This window comes from Alcanivorax hongdengensis A-11-3 (assembly GCF_000300995.1).
GTDB classification, from domain to species: domain Bacteria; phylum Pseudomonadota; class Gammaproteobacteria; order Pseudomonadales; family Alcanivoracaceae; genus Alcanivorax; species Alcanivorax hongdengensis.
In genome coordinates this window covers 22410-38729 of sequence record NZ_AMRJ01000009.1, presented here as the reverse complement: position 1 = coordinate 38729, position 16320 = coordinate 22410, and the positions used below count along the sequence as shown (strand labels likewise).

The 16320-nt window shown below is 62.1% G+C and carries 18 protein-coding genes; 14 read left to right on the top strand and 4 right to left on the bottom strand.

The features are described 5' to 3' along the window. Positions 1-5: 5 nt before the first annotated feature. The 7 genes from pdxA (at position 6) to A11A3_RS07460 (ending at position 8233) form a co-directional block, all read left to right on the top strand. A complete protein-coding gene (gene pdxA, locus A11A3_RS07490; RefSeq protein ID WP_008928674.1) occupies positions 6-995 on the top strand; it encodes a 4-hydroxythreonine-4-phosphate dehydrogenase PdxA in 990 nt (329 codons plus the stop codon). Next, positions 988-1800: a 16S rRNA (adenine(1518)-N(6)/adenine(1519)-N(6))-dimethyltransferase RsmA gene (gene rsmA / locus A11A3_RS07485; protein ID WP_008928673.1), complete on the top strand. Its 813-nt coding sequence runs from the start codon at positions 988-990 to the stop codon at positions 1798-1800. Before pdxA ends, rsmA begins: the two co-directional genes overlap by 8 nt. Then, complete coding sequence (gene apaG / locus A11A3_RS07480; protein ID WP_008928672.1) at positions 1793-2173, top strand: Co2+/Mg2+ efflux facilitator ApaG/CorD; 381 nt, start codon at positions 1793-1795, stop codon at positions 2171-2173. Before rsmA ends, apaG begins: the two co-directional genes overlap by 8 nt. A gap of 16 nt (positions 2174-2189) precedes the next feature. Beyond that, complete coding sequence (locus tag A11A3_RS07475) at positions 2190-2996, top strand: symmetrical bis(5'-nucleosyl)-tetraphosphatase (protein WP_008928671.1); 807 nt, start codon at positions 2190-2192, stop codon at positions 2994-2996. A gap of 413 nt (positions 2997-3409) precedes the next feature. Continuing rightward, positions 3410-5332, top strand: coding sequence for a PrkA family serine protein kinase (locus A11A3_RS07470; RefSeq protein ID WP_008928670.1), 1923 nt, complete (start codon positions 3410-3412; stop codon positions 5330-5332). Positions 5333-5456: 124 nt separating this feature from the next. After that, positions 5457-6743 carry a YeaH/YhbH family protein gene (locus tag A11A3_RS07465; protein WP_008928669.1) on the top strand — a complete coding sequence of 429 codons (1287 nt, stop codon included), beginning with the start codon at positions 5457-5459 and terminating at the stop codon, positions 6741-6743. Further along, positions 6743-8233 (top strand): SpoVR family protein, encoded by a 1491-nt coding sequence (locus A11A3_RS07460; protein ID WP_008928668.1) that lies wholly within the window; start codon positions 6743-6745, stop codon positions 8231-8233. Before A11A3_RS07465 ends, A11A3_RS07460 begins: the two co-directional genes overlap by 1 nt. Here the strand turns inward: A11A3_RS07460 and A11A3_RS07455 are convergent. Next, complete coding sequence (locus A11A3_RS07455) at positions 8209-9141, bottom strand: DMT family transporter (protein WP_008928667.1); 933 nt, start codon at positions 9139-9141, stop codon at positions 8209-8211. The genes A11A3_RS07460 and A11A3_RS07455 overlap by 25 nt on opposite strands. A 238-nt stretch (positions 9142-9379) precedes the next feature. Between A11A3_RS07455 and A11A3_RS07450 the strand changes: the two genes are divergently transcribed. From A11A3_RS07450 to A11A3_RS07435, 4 genes are read left to right on the top strand one after another with little or no spacing between them, the layout of a single operon-like run. After that, a complete protein-coding gene (locus A11A3_RS07450) occupies positions 9380-10618 on the top strand; it encodes a multifunctional CCA addition/repair protein (protein ID WP_008928666.1) in 1239 nt (412 codons plus the stop codon). Then, positions 10597-11334, top strand: a complete 738-nt coding sequence (locus A11A3_RS07445; protein ID WP_008928665.1) for a pteridine reductase — start codon at positions 10597-10599, stop codon at positions 11332-11334. The genes A11A3_RS07450 and A11A3_RS07445 overlap by 22 nt, the downstream gene beginning before the upstream one ends. Positions 11335-11354: 20 nt before the next feature. Continuing rightward, positions 11355-11819 carry a DUF4124 domain-containing protein gene (locus A11A3_RS07440; RefSeq protein ID WP_008928664.1) on the top strand — a complete coding sequence of 155 codons (465 nt, stop codon included), beginning with the start codon at positions 11355-11357 and terminating at the stop codon, positions 11817-11819. After that, positions 11792-12727, top strand: a complete 936-nt coding sequence (locus tag A11A3_RS07435) for a DUF4124 domain-containing protein (RefSeq protein ID WP_040296890.1) — start codon at positions 11792-11794, stop codon at positions 12725-12727. Before A11A3_RS07440 ends, A11A3_RS07435 begins: the two co-directional genes overlap by 28 nt. A 98-nt stretch (positions 12728-12825) precedes the next feature. Here the strand turns inward: A11A3_RS07435 and folK are convergent, their stop codons facing one another. Together folK and folB are read right to left on the bottom strand one after the other, a co-directional pair. Further along, positions 12826-13335: a 2-amino-4-hydroxy-6-hydroxymethyldihydropteridine diphosphokinase gene (gene folK / locus A11A3_RS07430; protein WP_008928662.1), complete on the bottom strand. Its 510-nt coding sequence runs from the start codon at positions 13333-13335 to the stop codon at positions 12826-12828. Continuing rightward, on the bottom strand, positions 13328-13690 hold the full coding sequence (gene folB, locus A11A3_RS07425) for a dihydroneopterin aldolase (protein WP_008928661.1): 363 nt from the start codon (positions 13688-13690) through the stop codon (positions 13328-13330). The genes folK and folB overlap by 8 nt, the downstream gene beginning before the upstream one ends. 136 nt (positions 13691-13826) lie before the next feature. Here folB and plsY point away from each other — a divergent pair, with 136 nt between their 5' ends. Continuing rightward, on the top strand, positions 13827-14441 hold the full coding sequence (plsY, locus tag A11A3_RS07420) for a glycerol-3-phosphate 1-O-acyltransferase PlsY (RefSeq protein ID WP_051011771.1): 615 nt from the start codon (positions 13827-13829) through the stop codon (positions 14439-14441). An 11-nt stretch (positions 14442-14452) separates the two neighbouring features. On the opposite strand, the gene tsaD is transcribed toward plsY, so the two are convergent. Further along, complete coding sequence (gene tsaD / locus A11A3_RS07415; RefSeq protein WP_008928659.1) at positions 14453-15478, bottom strand: tRNA (adenosine(37)-N6)-threonylcarbamoyltransferase complex transferase subunit TsaD; 1026 nt, start codon at positions 15476-15478, stop codon at positions 14453-14455. Between the two features lie 154 nt (positions 15479-15632). On the opposite strand from tsaD, the gene rpsU reads away from it, so the two are divergent. Together rpsU and A11A3_RS07405 are read left to right on the top strand one after the other, a co-directional pair. Then, positions 15633-15848 carry a 30S ribosomal protein S21 gene (gene rpsU, locus A11A3_RS07410; protein ID WP_008928658.1) on the top strand — a complete coding sequence of 72 codons (216 nt, stop codon included), beginning with the start codon at positions 15633-15635 and terminating at the stop codon, positions 15846-15848. Between the two features lie 11 nt (positions 15849-15859). Further along, positions 15860-16309 carry a GatB/YqeY domain-containing protein gene (locus A11A3_RS07405; protein ID WP_008928657.1) on the top strand — a complete coding sequence of 150 codons (450 nt, stop codon included), beginning with the start codon at positions 15860-15862 and terminating at the stop codon, positions 16307-16309. Positions 16310-16320 lie beyond the last annotated feature (11 nt).

Genomic DNA, 16320 nt, shown 5'->3' with positions numbered 1-16320 from the left:
CAGGCATGACAGACCATTTTCCCGACAAGCCGGTCGCCGTTACCTGCGGCGACCCGGCCGGCATCGGCCCTGACCTGGTGCTGACGCTGCACAATACTCTGAATACCGCGCCACTGGTGGTCATTGGTGACCAGCAGGTGCTGGACGACCGCGCCCGGCAACTGGGTTTGACCGTACCCCTGGCTGCCTGGCAACCGGGCCAGGCGCTACCGGATGGTGCCCTGGCGGTCTGGCACACCCCCGCCGGCGCCCCGGTGCAGGCCGGCCAACCCACCCCGGCCAGCGCCACCGGCACCCTGAACATGCTCACCCGCGCCGCCCGGGGCTGCCTGGACGGCACCTTTGCCGCCATGGTGACCGCGCCGGTGGCCAAGCATGTGATCTGTGACGGCGCCGACCCGGCATTTACCGGCCATACCGAGTTTCTCGCCGCCCTGGCCGGTGTCGAGCGGGTGGTGATGATGCTCACCGCCGGCACCCTGCGGGTGGCCCTGGCCACCACCCACCTGCCCCTGCGCGAGGTGCCGGCGGCAATTACCGTGGACAGCCTGCAACAGACCCTGACCATCCTGCACCGGGATCTGCAGAACAAATACCGGCTGGCCGAGCCGCGCATTCTGGTGCTGGGCCTCAACCCCCATGCCGGCGAAGGCGGGCATCTGGGCCATGAAGAGCAGGACGTGATCGAACCCGCCCTGGCGACACTGCGCCAGCAGGGCATGCGGCTGACCGGCCCGGTGCCGGCGGATACCGCCTTCCAGCCACGGCTGCTGGAGCAGCACGACGCGGTGCTGGCCATGTACCATGACCAGGGCCTGCCGGTGCTCAAATACGCCGGTTTCGGCGAAGCCATCAACATTACCCTGGGCCTGCCGTTTATCCGCACCTCCGTGGATCACGGCACCGCCTTCGAACTGGCCGGCACGGGCAAGGCCAGCGCCGGCAGCCTGATCGCCGCCACCCGCCTGGCCCTGGAGCTTGCCGCCCATGACTGAACACCGCACCCGTAAACGTTTCGGCCAGCATTTTCTGCACGACCGCAACCTGGTGGACCGGCTGGTACGCACCCTGGGCCTGCAACCGGGCGACACCCTGGTGGAAATCGGCCCTGGCCGCGGCGCGCTGACCTACCCGCTGCTGGAGGAAATGCCACACCTGCATGTGGTGGAGCTCGATCGTGACCTGATTGCCCTGCTGCGCCAGGAAAACAGCCCGGAGCGGCTGACCATCCACGAAAGTGATGCCTTGCGCTTCGACTTCACCACCCTCAAACCTGCCGATGGCAAACTGCGCGTGGTGGGCAACCTGCCCTACAACATCTCCACGCCGCTGATTTTCCATCTGCTGGCCCAGTCCACGGCCATCAGCGACATGACCTTCATGCTGCAGAAGGAAGTGGTGGACCGGCTCACCGCCAGCCCCGGGACCCGCGACTGGGGTCGCCTGTCGATCATGGTGCAGTATCATTGCCAGGCGGATTACCTGTTCTTCGTGCCGCCCGGCGCCTTCAGCCCGCCGCCGAAGGTGGATTCCGCCGTGGTACGACTGATTCCCCATGTCAGCCCGCCCTACCCGGCCAAGGACGAGGCCCACCTGCGCCGCCTGGTCACCCAGGCCTTCACCCAGCGACGCAAGGCCATTCGCAATGGGCTAAAATCCCTGATCAGTGCCGAACAATTCGAGGCCCTGGGCATCGACCCGGGGTTGCGCCCGGACCAGCTGGGCGTGGCAGAGTACGTGGCCCTGGCCAACGCCAGCACGCCCGCCGCAGAAAACCCGGAGACGCCGGACCATGACTGATGCGAACCACCAGATCCGCGTATCCGTGGAAACCGAATACCTGGCCGATCAGAGCGACGTGGACAACCAGCGCTGGGTGTTCGCCTACCACATCACCATTCGCAACGAGGGCCGCTTCAGCGCCCGCCTGCTGACCCGTCACTGGATCATCACCGATGGCGAGGAACGGGTGCAGGAGGTACACGGCGAAGGGGTGGTGGGCGAGCAGCCCAATCTCGCTCCGGGCCAGGAATTCCACTATTCCAGCGGCGCCATTCTGGAAACCGAAGTCGGCAGCATGCGTGGCAGTTACCAGATGATTGCCGAAGATGGCACCTGTTTCGACGCAGAAATCCCGGCATTCACCCTTGCCACCCCGCATGCGCTGCACTGATCCATGAGGCCAGCCCATGAGTGATTACGCCATCGGCGACCTGCAGGGTTGCCTGGACGCCTTCAACTGCCTGCTGGAGCGTATCCACTTCAACCCGGATCGCGACCGGCTGTTCCTGGCCGGCGACCTGGTCAACCGGGGCCCCGATTCCCTGGGCACGCTGCGCCGGGTGTACGCCCTGCGCGACAATTTGCACACCGTGCTCGGCAACCATGACCTGCATCTGCTGGCCGTCGCCCACCAGGCCACCGACAGCAAGCGCAAGGACACCCTCAGCGCCATTCTCGACGCCCCGGACCGCAGCAACCTGCTCGGCTGGCTGCAACAGCAGCCACTGCTGCTGGAGATTCCCGAACATCAGGCGGTGCTCACCCATGCCGGCCTGCCGCCGCTATGGAGCCTGGAGCAGGGGCGCCAGCGGGCCGCCGAGGTGCAGGCGGTACTGGCCAGCGATGACGCGGACCGGTTCTTCGCCAATATGTACGGCAACCAGCCGGCCGGCTGGAATGATGCCCTGCAGGGCCCGGACCGCTGGCGGGTGATCACCAATCACTTTACCCGCATGCGCTTCGTCAACCAGGCCGGCGAGCTGGACCTGGGCAGCAAGGGCGAGGCCGATGCGCCACCCGCCGGTTTCATGCCCTGGTTCACCCATCCGCAGCGGCTTGAACGCCAGCATCGTCTGCTGTTCGGCCACTGGGCCGCCCTGGAGGGCCATACCGGCGTGGACGGTGTGGAAGCGCTGGATACCGGCTGCGTCTGGGGCGGCAGCCTGACGGCCCTGTGCCTGGATAGCGGTGAGCGCATTCACTGCGACTGCTAAAAAAACTACGCACAAAAAATACAACACAAAAACGATGAATGTGGCGAATGCACTGACAGACTTGCCCTCACTGTGCACTCACCTTGCCAGCCCTGTCGACAAACTCAGAAAAAACCTTTCAAAGACAGCAAGATAGAAAGCAAAAACCGCTTTCACTCCACCCGCCTGCCGACCGACGGACGCTCTGTTTACACCAACGGTGCCAGCCATGCCGGCCGTGATAAAAAGTGAAAATAAAACGGCGAAATTTTTCTAATTATTTTGACTTCCCGGCGCAAATGGTTTCATTCTTGAACTGACAATGGGGAGGCCGGCAACGACGCCAGCCATCCCGAACCGGAACGTCACACCCAGAAGGAAACACACCACATGTAGTTGACGCTTGCGTAGACAGCGCCGCCAGGAGGGAAGAAATGAGCATTATCAGCCGCTATCAGGCCCGCTTTGATGCCACCCAGCAAGAGGAAATGTCGCTGGAGGAGTATCTCAACCTCTGCAAGCAGGACCCCAGTGTCTACGCCACCGCCGCCGAACGCATGCTGATGGCCATCGGCGAACCGGAGATGGTGGATACCGCCCGGGACCCGCGCCTTTCTCGCATTTTCGCCAACAAGGTGATCCGTCGCTACCCGGCCTTCGACGAGTTTTACGGCCTGGAAGAGGTGATCGAAAATATCGTCAGCTACTTCCGCCACGCGGCCCAGGGCCTGGAAGAGAAGAAGCAGATTCTTTACCTGCTGGGCCCGGTGGGTGGCGGCAAATCCTCCCTGGCGGAAAAACTCAAGAGCCTGATGCAACGCGTTCCCTTCTACGCCATCAAGGGCTCGCCGGTGAATGACTCGCCGTTATCGCTGTTCGACCCGGAAGAAGACGGGCCTATCCTGGAAGAGGAATACGGCATTCCCAAGCGTTATATCCGCACCATCATGTCGCCCTGGGCGGTGAAACGCCTGCACGAGTTCGGCGGGGATATCAGCCAGTTCCGCGTGGTCAAGCTCTACCCCTCCATTCTCGACCAGATCGCCGTGGCCAAGACCGAGCCCGGCGACGAGAACAACCAGGATATCTCCGCCCTGGTCGGCAAGGTGGATATCCGCAAGCTGGAAGACTTTGCCCAGGATGACCCGGATGCCTACGCCTATTCCGGCGGCCTTTGCCGGGCCAACCAGGGCATCCTGGAATTCGTGGAAATGTTCAAGGCACCGATCAAGGTGCTGCATCCGCTGCTCACCGCCACCCAGGAGGGTAACTACAACGGTACCGAACACCTGGGCGCCATTCCCTATGACGGTATCGTGCTGGCCCACTCCAACGAGGCGGAATGGCACAACTTCAAGAACAACAAGAACAATGAGGCCTTCATCGACCGGGTCTACATCGTCAAGGTGCCCTACTGCCTGCGCGTCACTGAAGAGATGCAGATCTACGACAAGCTGCTGCGCAATTCCAGCCTGCGCGAAGCGCAGTGCGCGCCGGACACGCTGCACATGCTGGCGCAGTTTTCCATTCTCACCCGTCTCAAGGAGCCGGAGAACTCCAGCATCTATTCCAAGATGCGCGTCTACGATGGCGAAAACCTGAAAGACGTGGACCCCCATGCCAAGTCCCTGCAGGAGTATCGGGACATGGCCGGCGTCGATGAAGGCATGGACGGGCTCTCCACCCGCTTTGCCTTCAAGATCCTCTCCAAGGTGTTCAACTTCGACCACACCGAGGTGGCCGCCAACCCGGTGCACCTGATGCATGTGCTGGAACAGCGCATCGAACAGGAACAGTTTCCCAAGGAACGCCAGGAGCAGTACCGCCGCTACATCAAGGAGTACCTGGTTCCCCGCTATGTGTCCTTCATCGGCAAGGAAATCCAGACCGCCTACCTGGAGTCCTACTCCGAGTATGGCCAGAACATTTTCGACCGCTATGTGACCTACGCGGACTTCTGGATACAGGATCAGGAATTCCGCGACCCGGATACCGGCGAAATCTTCGATCGCCAGGCCCTCAACGAAGACCTGGAAAAAATCGAAAAGCCGGCCGGCATTTCCAACCCCAAGGACTTCCGCAACGAGGTAGTCAACTTTGTGCTGCGCGCCCGTGCCAACAATCAGGGCAACAACCCCAGCTGGCTCAGCTACCAGAAGCTTCGCGATGTGATCGAGAAGAAGATGTTCTCCAACACCGAAGACCTGCTGCCGGTGATTTCCTTCAATGCCAAGGGCAGCGAGGAAGACCAGCGCAAGCACAACAACTTCGTGCAGCGGATGATGTCCCGTGGCTACACCGAGAAGCAGGTGCGCCTGCTGTCCGAGTGGTATCTGCGGGTGCGCAAGGCGCAGTAAACGGGACGCCTTTTTCACCACAGAGGGCACTGAGATCACGAAGATTGAGCCGTTCGACCACGACAACACCCCCTTTTCTTGGTGCCCTCCGTGGTGAAACGCTTTTATCTTTGCGGAGAAAGCAATGAGCTACATCATTGATCGCCGTCTCAACGACAAGCACAAGAGCACCGTCAACCGTCAGCGTTTTTTGCGTCGTTACCGCAAACATATCCGCGAGGCGGTCAACGATGCCGTGGGCCGTCGCTCCATCAAGGACATGGAACAGGGCGAGCGAATCAGCATCCCCCGCAAGGATATTTCCGAACCGGTATTCCACCACGGGCCCGGCGGCCAGCGCAGTATCGTGCATCCAGGCAACAAGGAGTTTCACGAGGGCGACCGCATCAAACGCCCGGAAGGTGGCGGCCAGGGCGACGGTGCCGGTGATGGCCAGGCCAGCAACCAGGGCGAAGGGGAGGACGGTTTTGCCTTCGAGATCGACAAGCAGGAATTTCTCAACTTCCTGTTTGAAGACCTGGAGCTGCCCAACCTGGTCAAGCGTCACCTGGAAGGTGCTCGCACCTTCCAGACCCGTCACGGAGGCATCGTCAACCAGGGCATGCCCGCCAAGATCAATATCGTGCGCTCCATGCGCCAGGCGTCCATGCGCCGCCGCGCCCTCACCGCCGCCACCCGCCGCCGCCTGCGCGACCTGCTCGAAGAGCAGGAAACACTGCTGAACGAAGAGCAGTCCCCGACCCGCCAGGCACGGCTGGCCGAGCTGGAAGAGCAGATCGCCCGGCTGCGCCGGCGCATTGATCGCATTCCCTTCCTTGATGAGGTGGACCTGCGCTTCAATCATCACGTCAAGGTACCGGTACCGGTGAGTCGGGCAGTGATGTTCTGCATCATGGATGTATCCGGTTCCATGAATCAGGACATGAAGGACCTGGCCAAGCGATTCTTTCTGCTGCTGTATCTGTTTCTGGAGCGCAATTACGAACACATCGATGTGGTCTTTATCCGTCATCACACCAGTGCCAAGGAAGTCAGTGAAGAGGAGTTTTTCTACTCCCGGGAAACCGGCGGCACCATCGTGTCCAGTGCCCTGAAACTGACCCGCGACATCATCAACGAACGCTACCCGGTGGATCAGTGGAATATCTACGCAGCGCAGGCCTCCGATGGCGACAACTGGAACGATGATTCCCCGGCCTGCGCCAGCCTGATCGAAAAGGAATTGCTGCCCAGGCTGCAGCACTTCTCCTACGTGGAAGTCATGCCGCGGGCCCACCAGGCCCTGTGGGACCATTACCAGCAGATCATGGAAAAACACCCCGCAGCCTTTTCCATGGCCCAGGTGGACGAACCCGGGGAAATCTACCCCGTGTTCCGCCAGCTGTTCCATAAACGCATGGAGGGCGCCTGATGGTCATTTCCACCGGCTCCGACTGGAGCTTCGAGCTGCTGGCCGAGTATGACGCAGCCATCGCCAGCATCGCCCACGGCAAATACGGCCTGGATACTTACCCCAACCAGATCGAGGTAATCTCCTCGGAACAGATGATGGATGCCTATGCGTCGGTGGGCATGCCACTGGGATATCACCACTGGTCGTTTGGCAAACAGTTCGTGGAAGTGGAAAACCGCTACCGGCGCGGGCAGATGGGCCTTGCCTATGAAATCGTGATCAACTCCAACCCCTGCATTGCCTACCTGATGGAGGAAAACACCATCACCCTGCAGGCGCTGGTGATTGCCCATGCCTGCTACGGGCATAACTCCTTCTTCAAGGGTAACTACCTGTTCAGAACCTGGACCGATGCCTCGGCGATCATCGATTATCTGGTGTTTGCCCGTAACTACATTGCCGAATGTGAGCAGCGCCATGGCGTCAATGCGGTGGAAGAAATGCTCGATTCCTGTCATGCCCTGATGAACTATGGTGTGGATCGCTACAAGCGCCCCTCGCCCATTTCCATCATCGAGGAACGGCGCCGCCAGCAACAGCGCGAAGAGCAACTGCAAAAGCAGGTGTCGGAACTGTGGAAGACCTTCCCGCAATTGCAGCCGGCCATCCAGCGGCGCGAGGAGCCACATACCTGGCCGGCGGAACCGCAGGAAAATCTGCTTTATTTTCTGGAGAAAAACGCGCCCCTGCTGAAACCCTGGCAACGGGAAATCATCCGCATCGTGCGCAAGATGGCCCAGTATTTTTACCCCCAGCGCCAGACCAAGGTCATGAACGAGGGCTGGGCCAGTTTCTGGCACTACACCCTGCTCAATGACCTGTACGACAGTGGCCAGGTCACCGACGGCTTCATGATGGAATTCCTGCACAATCATAGTCAGGTGATTTACCAGCCACCGTTCGACTCGCCCTACTACTCCGGCATCAACCCCTATGCACTGGGTTTTGCCATGTACCAGGATATTCGCCGCATCTGCGAAAGCCCGGACGACGAAGACCGTTACTGGTTCCCGGAGCTGGCCGGCAAGGACTGGCTGGCCAGCCTCAAGTTCGCCATGGAAAGCTTCAAGGACGAAAGTTTCATCCAGCAGTTTCTGTCACCGCGACTGATTCGCCAGTTCAAGCTGTTCCAGATCATGGATGATGATCGCCAGGATTATGTGGAGATTGCCGCCATTCACAATGAAGGCGGCTACCGTCAGGTGCGCGACGCCCTGTCCGAGCAATACAACCTGAGCATCCAGGAACCCAACATCCAGGTGACCCGGGCCAATATCCACGGCGACCGGTCCCTGACCCTGCGCCACCAGCGTGACCGGGGCCGGCCACTGGATGCGCACAGCAGCGCAGAAGTGCTGCGCCATCTGCACCGGTTATGGCAGTTCGACGTTCACCTGGAAAGCGTGGAGAACGGCGAAGTGATTCAGGCGGACTCGGTACCGGAGTGACCCGGCACTGCGGCCAGCGCGCGGCGCACCCGATGGTCGCCCAGCAGGAACAGGCCCAGCGCCAGCACAATCAGCAGGGCGCCGACCAGTACCGTAATGCCCAGGCTTTCACCATTGAGCGCGCTGCCCAGGCTCAGCGCCAGCACCGGCGTGATCAGGGTGACCAGCGCCACCGTCGCCGCCGGCAACCGTGCCAGTATCTGGAAGTAGCAGTAGAACCCCAGCAACGAGCCGAACAACGCCAGGTAGATAATGGCCGCCAGGCCGCGGGCATTGCCTGAATAACTGAAATCCTGCCCCGCTACCCACATGGCCAGGCCATAGCAGGGCAACGACAACAGCAGCCCACCCACGGTCTGCTGCATGGGTTGCAGACCGGCCGCCACCCGCTGCACCGCAATGCCACTACCGGCAAACAGGCTGACCGCCGCCAGCACCCACAACAGCCCTGCTCCCCGTTCACCGGGACGACTGCCATCGAACAAACGCACCAGGCTGTCATCAAACACCAGCATCAGGCCGCCCAGGCCCAGCAGGCAGGCGCTCCAGTGCCAGCCATTCAGACGCACGCTACCCGGCAATGCCTGCAGCATCAGCCCGGACAACAGCGGCGCTAGCCCGAAGATCACTGAAATCAGACCGGAGGGCAGATGGGTGGCGCCCATGTAGCTGCAGGCCATGGCACCGAAAATGCCCGGCAGGGCCGCCAGATAACTCAACCAGGCACGACCATGCAGAGGTAGCGCCTGACGACGCCATGCCAGCCACAGCAACCCCAGCGCGGCGGCGATGGCCATGCGCACGCCGGCTGCGGCCAGCGGCGGCAAGGCTTCACCACTCCATTTGATACCCAGCGGTGTCGTGGCCCACACCATCACCACGATCAGGTAGGCTGCCAGGGTTGGCATCGGTCATTCTCCCTTGCGGACGATCTCGTTAAAAAAACGACCTGCCATCCCTGAAAACAAAAAAGGCCGCAGGTCGGGGACACTGCGGCCTTTTGATTGACTGACGCTGTCAGCCGGGCAGCCGCGGTCCCTGCACGCGCCAATGGCGCACACAGCGAACGGCTCGCAGGCCCGGTTGCAGTTTCAGATCAAAAGAAAGCATGCGACCATTCTGTCCAAGAACGTCAGAGCAGACAACATGAAAATTTATCTGGTGGGCGGCGCCGTCCGTGATGGCCTTCTCGGCCTGCCCGTCACCGAAAAGGACTGGGTGGTGGTCGGCGCCACGCCCGACGAGATGGAGCAGCAGGGCTTTCGTCCGGTGGGCAAGGATTTCCCGGTATTTCTGCATCCCGAAACCCGCGAGGAATACGCCCTGGCGCGCACCGAGCGCAAATCCGGCCACGGTTATGGCGGCTTTCACTTTCACACCGCCGCGGATGTCAGCCTGGAAGACGACCTGCTGCGCCGGGATCTAACCATCAATGCCATGGCACGGGATATGGGCGGCCAGGTGGTGGACCCATTCAATGGCCGCGTCGATCTCAAGGCGCGCCTGCTGCGTCACGTCTCCCCGGCCTTTGCCGAAGACCCGCTACGGGTACTACGCGTGGCACGCTTTGCCGCCCGCTATCACTGGCTGGGTTTTCGCGTGGCGGATGACACCCTGGCACTGATGAAACAGCTGGCCGACAGCGGCGAACTCGGTTATCTGGTGCCCGAACGGGTCTGGAAGGAAACCCACCGGGCCCTGATGGAACCGGCCCCGCAGGTGTTCTTTCAAGTACTGCATGCCTGTGGCGCACTGGAAAAACTGTTTCCGGAACTGGCCGCCCTGGACGGCGTGCCACAACCCGAAGCGCACCACCCGGAAATCGACACCCTGGTTCACCAATGGCTTTGTCTGCAACAGGCGGCCCGCATGGGCCTGCCGTTGACGGCCCGTTACGCCCTGCTCTGCCATGATCTGGGCAAGGCGCTGACGCCCCGGGAAGAATGGCCGCGGCACATCGCCCACGAAATCCGCAGCGCGCGGCTGGCCAAACAGGTCTCCCGGCGACTACGGGTGGACCGGGACAGCGCCGACATGGCACTGCTGGTGGCCGAGTACCACACCCACTGCCACCGCGCCCTGGAACTGAAACCGGCCACCCTGTGGAAGCTGCTCAAGACCCTGGATGTGCTGCGCCGGCCCCAGCGCCTGGAATGTTTTGTCGGCGCCTGCGAAGCCGATGCGCGCGGCCGTACCGGCTTTGAGGAACGCCCCTACCCGCAGGCCGATTATCTGCGCGGTGCTGCCCGGGCGTTGCAACAGGTGGATGTTGGTGCCCTGCAGGCCCAGGGCCATGAAGGCGCCGCCCTGGGCAAGGCACTGGAGCAGGCCCGTCTCAATGCATTGAAGGAGTACAAGGCTCAATGGCAAGCCCCGTCGCCCTGATCACCGGTAGTGCCCGCCGTATTGGCGCCAGCATTGCCCGCACCCTGCACGGCCATGGCCTGCGCGTCATCATTCACTATCACCACAGTGCCGATGAGGCCCTGGCCCTGGCCGACGATCTCAACCGTCAACGCCCGGACAGCGCCTGCCTGCTACAGGCCGACCTGGACCGGCCCGAAGCGGTGCGCGAACTGGCCAGCCAGGCACAGGCCTGTTTCGATCGGCTGGATCTGCTGGTCAACAACGCCTCGCGTTTCTACCCCACGCCCATCGGACAGGCCAGCGACGAGGACTGGGAGAGACTGGTGCACAGCAATATGCGCGCGCCCTTTATCCTCAGCCAGGCGCTGGCGCCGGCTCTGGCCGCCAGCCACGGCAGCATTATCAATATTGTCGATATCTATGCAGAAAAACCGCTGCGCGAGCACACGCTCTATTGCATGGCCAAGGCCGGCCTTGCCATGATGACGCGTAGCCTGGCCCGGGAGCTCGGCCCGGCGGTGCGCGTCAATGGCGTGTCCCCCGGCCCCATTCTCTGGCCGGAAAACGGTCAGGACAATCAACAGGCGATCCAGCAATCCACCGCGCTGAAACGCTGCGGGCAACCGCAAGACATCGCCGATGCGGTATACTGGCTCAGCCAACAGGCCGGCTTTGTCACCGGCCAGATTCTGGCAGTGGACGGGGGGCGTTCACTGTCTTACTCACAGGGATGACAATAACAACGGGGAAAAGGATGCGTTTGCAAACCGTTGCGGCTCTTACCATGGGCCTGGCACTGGCGGCGTCGGCCAGCGCCGAGATTTACCGCTGGAAAGACGAAAGCGGGCACTGGCAATACAGCTCGCGCCCGCCCGCCCAGTCGCAGTCACCGTCCCACGAAACCGTGGACGTGACGCCGCCGGCCAAAATTGGCCAGGACGAAAACGTTCAGCAGATTCGCGAGCGAACCCAACGACTGCTGGACAGTGAACAGGCCGCCCGTGACGCGGAAAAGGCCGAAGCCGCCCGACTGGCCGAGCAGAAACGCCGACGTTGGGGCAAGGCCTGCCAACAGGCCCGTGAACGGGTGGACGTGATGCGCAATGGCTCCTTCGAGTACATCATGGAAGACGGCAGCCGTCGTGGCGCCCTGCCGGACGAAGTCGCCGCAGACATCAAGCGAACCCAGGCATGGATCGACCAGCATTGCGATTTCTGATCGGCACGCTGCTGTGCCTGGCCTGCGCGTCACTGCCAGCCCAGATGTATCAATGGAAGGACGCGGACGGCCATGTACATTTTGGCGACCGCGCGCCCCAGGCGTCCTCCGCCCGCGAACTGACCGTCAATCACAGTGGCCGCCAGGCACCGCTGCAGATTCGCTTTCTGGCCCGGGAGTTTGCACTGACCCCGGAGCAGGAGCAGCGCGTCAGGGATGGCATACAGCGCATTCATCATTTCTACCGCCGCCAGTTCGGGCTCGACCTGCACGGCACCACCGAAGTGAACATCTACCTGATGGCCGACCAGGCGCACTTCAGGCAATGGATGAAAGAGCGGGTCGGCGGCAGTAGCAACTTCTACGCCGGGGTATTCATTCCCGGGCGCAATGAACTGGCGGTCTGGCCGTGGAGTGACAACCCGGACGATATCGTCGAAACCCTGCTGCACGAAGCCAACCATGTGGTGCTCAATCAGCTGTCACCGCGGGCACCAGTGTGGCTGCATGAAGGGTTGTCGCAGTATTTCCAGACGCTGAAGGTCTACCAGGACCGGGCCTGGGTCACCGCCCTGCCGGATGCCAAAAAACGCATCAAGGCCTGGATTGGCAATGGCAAGCTGATCACCCTGCGCCAGTACCTGTCCATCGACGACCGGCAGTGGCAGCGGATGGCCCACCAGCTGGATGCCATCCCCTATACGGTGGCCTGGGCGACCACCGCCTTTTTGATGTCCGAGCCCTCCGGGCGGCGCACGCTCAAACGCATGCTGCAGGACCTGGAAAAAACCGACCAGCGCCCCACCCTGCAACGCCTGGACGCCCTCTACCCCGGCGGCATCACCCAGCTGGAATACCATTTCTTTCGCTGGGCCCAGGGCGACATGCCACCCCAGGCGGTGGATTGACACACACCGTCAAAAGCCCCGCTTTACCTTGGCCGAAGAGTGAGGTGAACCCGCCCAAGAGACGCAGCCTGCACGGCGTTTTGCAGTAGTTCCCCAGCTCAGGGCCGGGGCCAGTGAAACGGCACCGTCCAGAGTTTCTGGCGGCTGAAATCGGTCTGTTGCAGCAGTTGCCGGTAGCTGATGCCCAGCGCCGGATGCAGCGTGTCCGGCGCCAGGTCCACCAACGGCAACAGCACAAAGGCGTGCTTGAGGATTTCTCCGCGTGGCAGGGCCACGCCATCCACCTCACCTTGCAGATCGTCGTAGGTGAGAATGTCGATATCCAGGGTTCGGCTGGAAAACTTCTTCTCGCCGCGCACCCGACCGTGCTGCTTTTCGATATCGCGCAGCTGTGCCGCCAGCTCACCCACTGTCAGGGTGGTCTGCATGCCCACCACCAGATTCAGAAAGGCATCACCGTCAAAGCCCACCGCTTCACTCTCGTAGACCGGACTCAGGGTCAGCGCACCAAAGGCCGCCGCCAGCGCGTCCAGGCCGGAACCGATATTGTGCTCACGGTCGATATTGGAGCCCAGGCTCAGATACACCTGGTGTTGCTGATCAGCCATCGGGACGCTCACCCCGCTCGATAATGACACCCACATCCCGGGCACCCCGCAGGGCTCCCGGCTTGCTCAGCCGCAGCTTGAGCCAGGGCACCGGAAATTCATTCAGTACCAGGGTCGCCACCGCCTCGGCCAGGGTTTCCACCAGCTGGTATTCGCTCTGTTCGATGAAGGCAATCACCCGCTTGCCAATGCTCTTGTAGTCCAGCGCATCATCAATGTGATCGGTGGCCGCCCCGCGGCGAATATCCGCGGCCATCTCCAGATCCAGACTGACGGTCTGGCGGATACGGCGCTCCCAGTCGAAGATACCGATCACCGTATCTACTTTCAGATCATTGATATAAACAATATCCATAATGGCTCCGGCTCTGGCCCGGGACAGCCCCGGACGGGCGACCGCAGGCATGACATCCGGTGTTACGCTTACGGCAAGAAATTCACACGGCGGCGTGTACAATGACACCGCTGACTTGAAACGGAGATTATAGCCGGTGGATGCAGGGACATTACAGGACGTATGGTACTGGCTGCTGCCATTGTGCGCGGCGGCCTATCTGGGCGGCTCCATTTCCAGCGCCATTCTGGTCTGCCGGCTTTTCGGCTACCCGGACCCACGCACCCTGGGTTCCAACAACCCGGGCGCCACCAATGTGCTGCGCATCGGTGGCAAACCCGCCGCGGCACTGACCCTGGCCGGCGATGTGCTCAAGGGCGTCATCCCGGTACTGGTGGCCCACGCCCTGCACATGGGGCCCTTCATCGCCGCGCTGGTGGGCCTGTTTGCCTTCCTCGGCCATCTGTTTCCGGTGTTCTTCCAATTCCAGGGCGGCAAGGGCGTGGCCACCGCCTTCGGCATGCTGTTCGCCCTGCACTGGCTCAGCGGCCTGGTGGCCGGTATCACCTGGCTGGCCGTGTTCGGCCTCAACCGGATCTCCTCGATTGCTTCGCTGAGCGCCTTTGTGGTGGCGCCGGCCTGCATCTTCGTGTGGCTGCGGCCGGCCTTCTGGCCGATGGTGGTATTGAGCGTGGTGATGATCCTTCGCCATCGCAGCAATCTGCAGAAGCTGCTGCGCGGCGAAGAGCTGGGGTTCAAGAAGAAAGACTAACCGTCCCCTCCTTACAGGGAGGCGAGCTGGTCCAGCGGCCAGCGGGCCCTCACCTCGATGGGCAGCGCCGCCTGCTCACCGGCTTGCAAGCGCAAGGCTCCGGCAAAGGCGATCATGGCGCCGTTATCGGTGCAGTACTGGGGCGCCGGGTAAAACACCCGCACGCCGCGCTTGTCCATCTGGCTGGCCAGCCGCTCACGCAGGGTACCATTGGCACTGACCCCGCCGGCCATCACCAGCCGCCGGTGGCCGGTCTGCTCCACCGCCCGGCGACACTTGATCACCAGGGTATCCACCGCTGCATCCTCGAAGGCCCGGGCCACATCCGCCCGGTCCTGCTCGCTGAGCGCCTCGGCCCCGCCCAGATCATTGATGGTATTGAGCGTAAAGGTCTTCAGGCCGGAAAAGCTCATATCCAGGCCCGGGCGATCTGTCATCGGCCGGGGGAAGCGGAAGCGACCCGGGTTGCCCTGTTGGGCCAGGGCGGCAATGCGCGGCCCGCCCGGGTAGCCCAGCCCCATCATCTTGGCGGCCTTGTCGAAGGCCTCACCGGCGGCGTCATCCACCGATTCGCCGATGATGGCGTAATCCCCCAGCCCGCGGGCGTCCAGCAACAGGCTGTGGCCACCACTGACCAACAGCGCCACGAACGGGAAATCCGGGGCCTCGTCTTCCAGCAGCGGCGCCAGCAGATGGCCCTCCATATGGTGTACCGCCACCGCCGGAATGCCCCAGCCAAAGGCCAGCGAACGGGCTACCCCGGCCCCCACCAGCAGCGCCCCGGCCAGACCGGGGCCGGCGGTATAGGCCACGCCGTCCAGCTGCTCGGCGCCGGTCTGCGCCTCGTCCATCACTTGGCGGATCAGCGGCAGCACCCGGCGCACATGGTCCCGACTGGCCAGTTCCGGCACCACACCGCCATAGCGGGCATGCATGTCGATCTGGCTGAACAGGGCCTGGCCGAGCAGGCCTTTTTCCGTGTCATAGATGGCGACACCGGTCTCGTCGCAGCTTGATTCAATACCTAATACGCGCATTGGCACCTTCTCTTGGGTAAGCGCCCATGATAGCCGTGCACAAGTTAATTTGCATTTATTCGCCGCTGCGGTAGAATCCCCGCCTCGCTGCAAATGGGACACCTGAGCCCGCAGCGACCCCACAAACCCAAATATTCTAGGAAGGTGATACTTCATGCCTCAGGTGAAGGTTAAAGAAGGTGAACCGTTTGACGTGGCCCTGCGCCGTTTCAAGCGTGGCTGTGAGAAAGCCGGTGTGCTGTCCGAAGTGCGTCGTCGCGAGCACTACGAGAAGCCCACTCAGGAGCGTAAGCGCAAGCGTGCCGCAGCCGTAAAGCGTCACCTGAAAAAGCTTCAGCGTGAGCAGCTGGCCCGCAAACGCCTGTACTAAGGGCAGTTTCCATGAGTGAGCTCAAGGAGCGACTCAGCGCGGCCATGAAAGACGCCATGCGTGCCAAAGACAAGGCACGTCTTGGCGTTTTTCGTATGACGCTGGCAGCTATCAAGCAGATTGAGGTAGATGAGCGCATCGAGCCCGATGACGCCCGTGTACTGGCTTTGCTCGACAAGCTGGTCAAACAGCGCAAGGATTCCGCCAGCCAGTATCGTGACGCCGGCCGTGATGATCTGGCTGATATCGAAGACGCCGAGGTCGTGGTGTTGCAGGAGTTCCTGCCCACACAACTGACCGATGCGGAAATCGATGCCCTGATCGACGACACCATTGCCAGCACCGGCGCCGCCGGCATGCAGGACATGGGCAAGGTCATGGGCGTGCTCAAACCCCAGCTGCAGGGCCGCGCCGACATGGGCGCCGCCAGTGGCCGGGTCAAGGCCAAGCTAACCGGCTAATCGCCAGACAT

What these genes read in the sequence shown, in the direction of transcription:
- rpsU (WP_008928658.1), top strand. Translation starts at nt 15,633, where the DNA reads ATGCCTCAGGTGAAGGTTAAAGAAGGTGAACCGTTTGACGTGGCCCTG.
- folB (WP_008928661.1), bottom strand. Translation starts at nt 13,690, where the DNA reads ATGGATATTGTTTATATCAATGATCTGAAAGTAGATACGGTGATCGGT.
- A11A3_RS07460 (WP_008928668.1), top strand. Translation starts at nt 6,743, where the DNA reads ATGGTCATTTCCACCGGCTCCGACTGGAGCTTCGAGCTGCTGGCCGAG.
- A11A3_RS07450 (WP_008928666.1), top strand. Translation starts at nt 9,380, where the DNA reads ATGAAAATTTATCTGGTGGGCGGCGCCGTCCGTGATGGCCTTCTCGGC.
- pdxA (WP_008928674.1), top strand. Translation starts at nt 6, where the DNA reads ATGACAGACCATTTTCCCGACAAGCCGGTCGCCGTTACCTGCGGCGAC.
- A11A3_RS07455 (WP_008928667.1), bottom strand. Translation starts at nt 9,141, where the DNA reads ATGCCAACCCTGGCAGCCTACCTGATCGTGGTGATGGTGTGGGCCACG.
- tsaD (WP_008928659.1), bottom strand. Translation starts at nt 15,478, where the DNA reads ATGCGCGTATTAGGTATTGAATCAAGCTGCGACGAGACCGGTGTCGCC.
- A11A3_RS07475 (WP_008928671.1), top strand. Translation starts at nt 2,190, where the DNA reads ATGAGTGATTACGCCATCGGCGACCTGCAGGGTTGCCTGGACGCCTTC.
- apaG (WP_008928672.1), top strand. Translation starts at nt 1,793, where the DNA reads ATGACTGATGCGAACCACCAGATCCGCGTATCCGTGGAAACCGAATAC.
- rsmA (WP_008928673.1), top strand. Translation starts at nt 988, where the DNA reads ATGACTGAACACCGCACCCGTAAACGTTTCGGCCAGCATTTTCTGCAC.
- A11A3_RS07465 (WP_008928669.1), top strand. Translation starts at nt 5,457, where the DNA reads ATGAGCTACATCATTGATCGCCGTCTCAACGACAAGCACAAGAGCACC.
- A11A3_RS07445 (WP_008928665.1), top strand. Translation starts at nt 10,597, where the DNA reads ATGGCAAGCCCCGTCGCCCTGATCACCGGTAGTGCCCGCCGTATTGGC.
- folK (WP_008928662.1), bottom strand. Translation starts at nt 13,335, where the DNA reads ATGGCTGATCAGCAACACCAGGTGTATCTGAGCCTGGGCTCCAATATC.
- A11A3_RS07435 (WP_040296890.1), top strand. Translation starts at nt 11,792, where the DNA reads ATGGATCGACCAGCATTGCGATTTCTGATCGGCACGCTGCTGTGCCTG.
- A11A3_RS07440 (WP_008928664.1), top strand. Translation starts at nt 11,355, where the DNA reads ATGCGTTTGCAAACCGTTGCGGCTCTTACCATGGGCCTGGCACTGGCG.
- A11A3_RS07470 (WP_008928670.1), top strand. Translation starts at nt 3,410, where the DNA reads ATGAGCATTATCAGCCGCTATCAGGCCCGCTTTGATGCCACCCAGCAA.
- A11A3_RS07405 (WP_008928657.1), top strand. Translation starts at nt 15,860, where the DNA reads ATGAGTGAGCTCAAGGAGCGACTCAGCGCGGCCATGAAAGACGCCATG.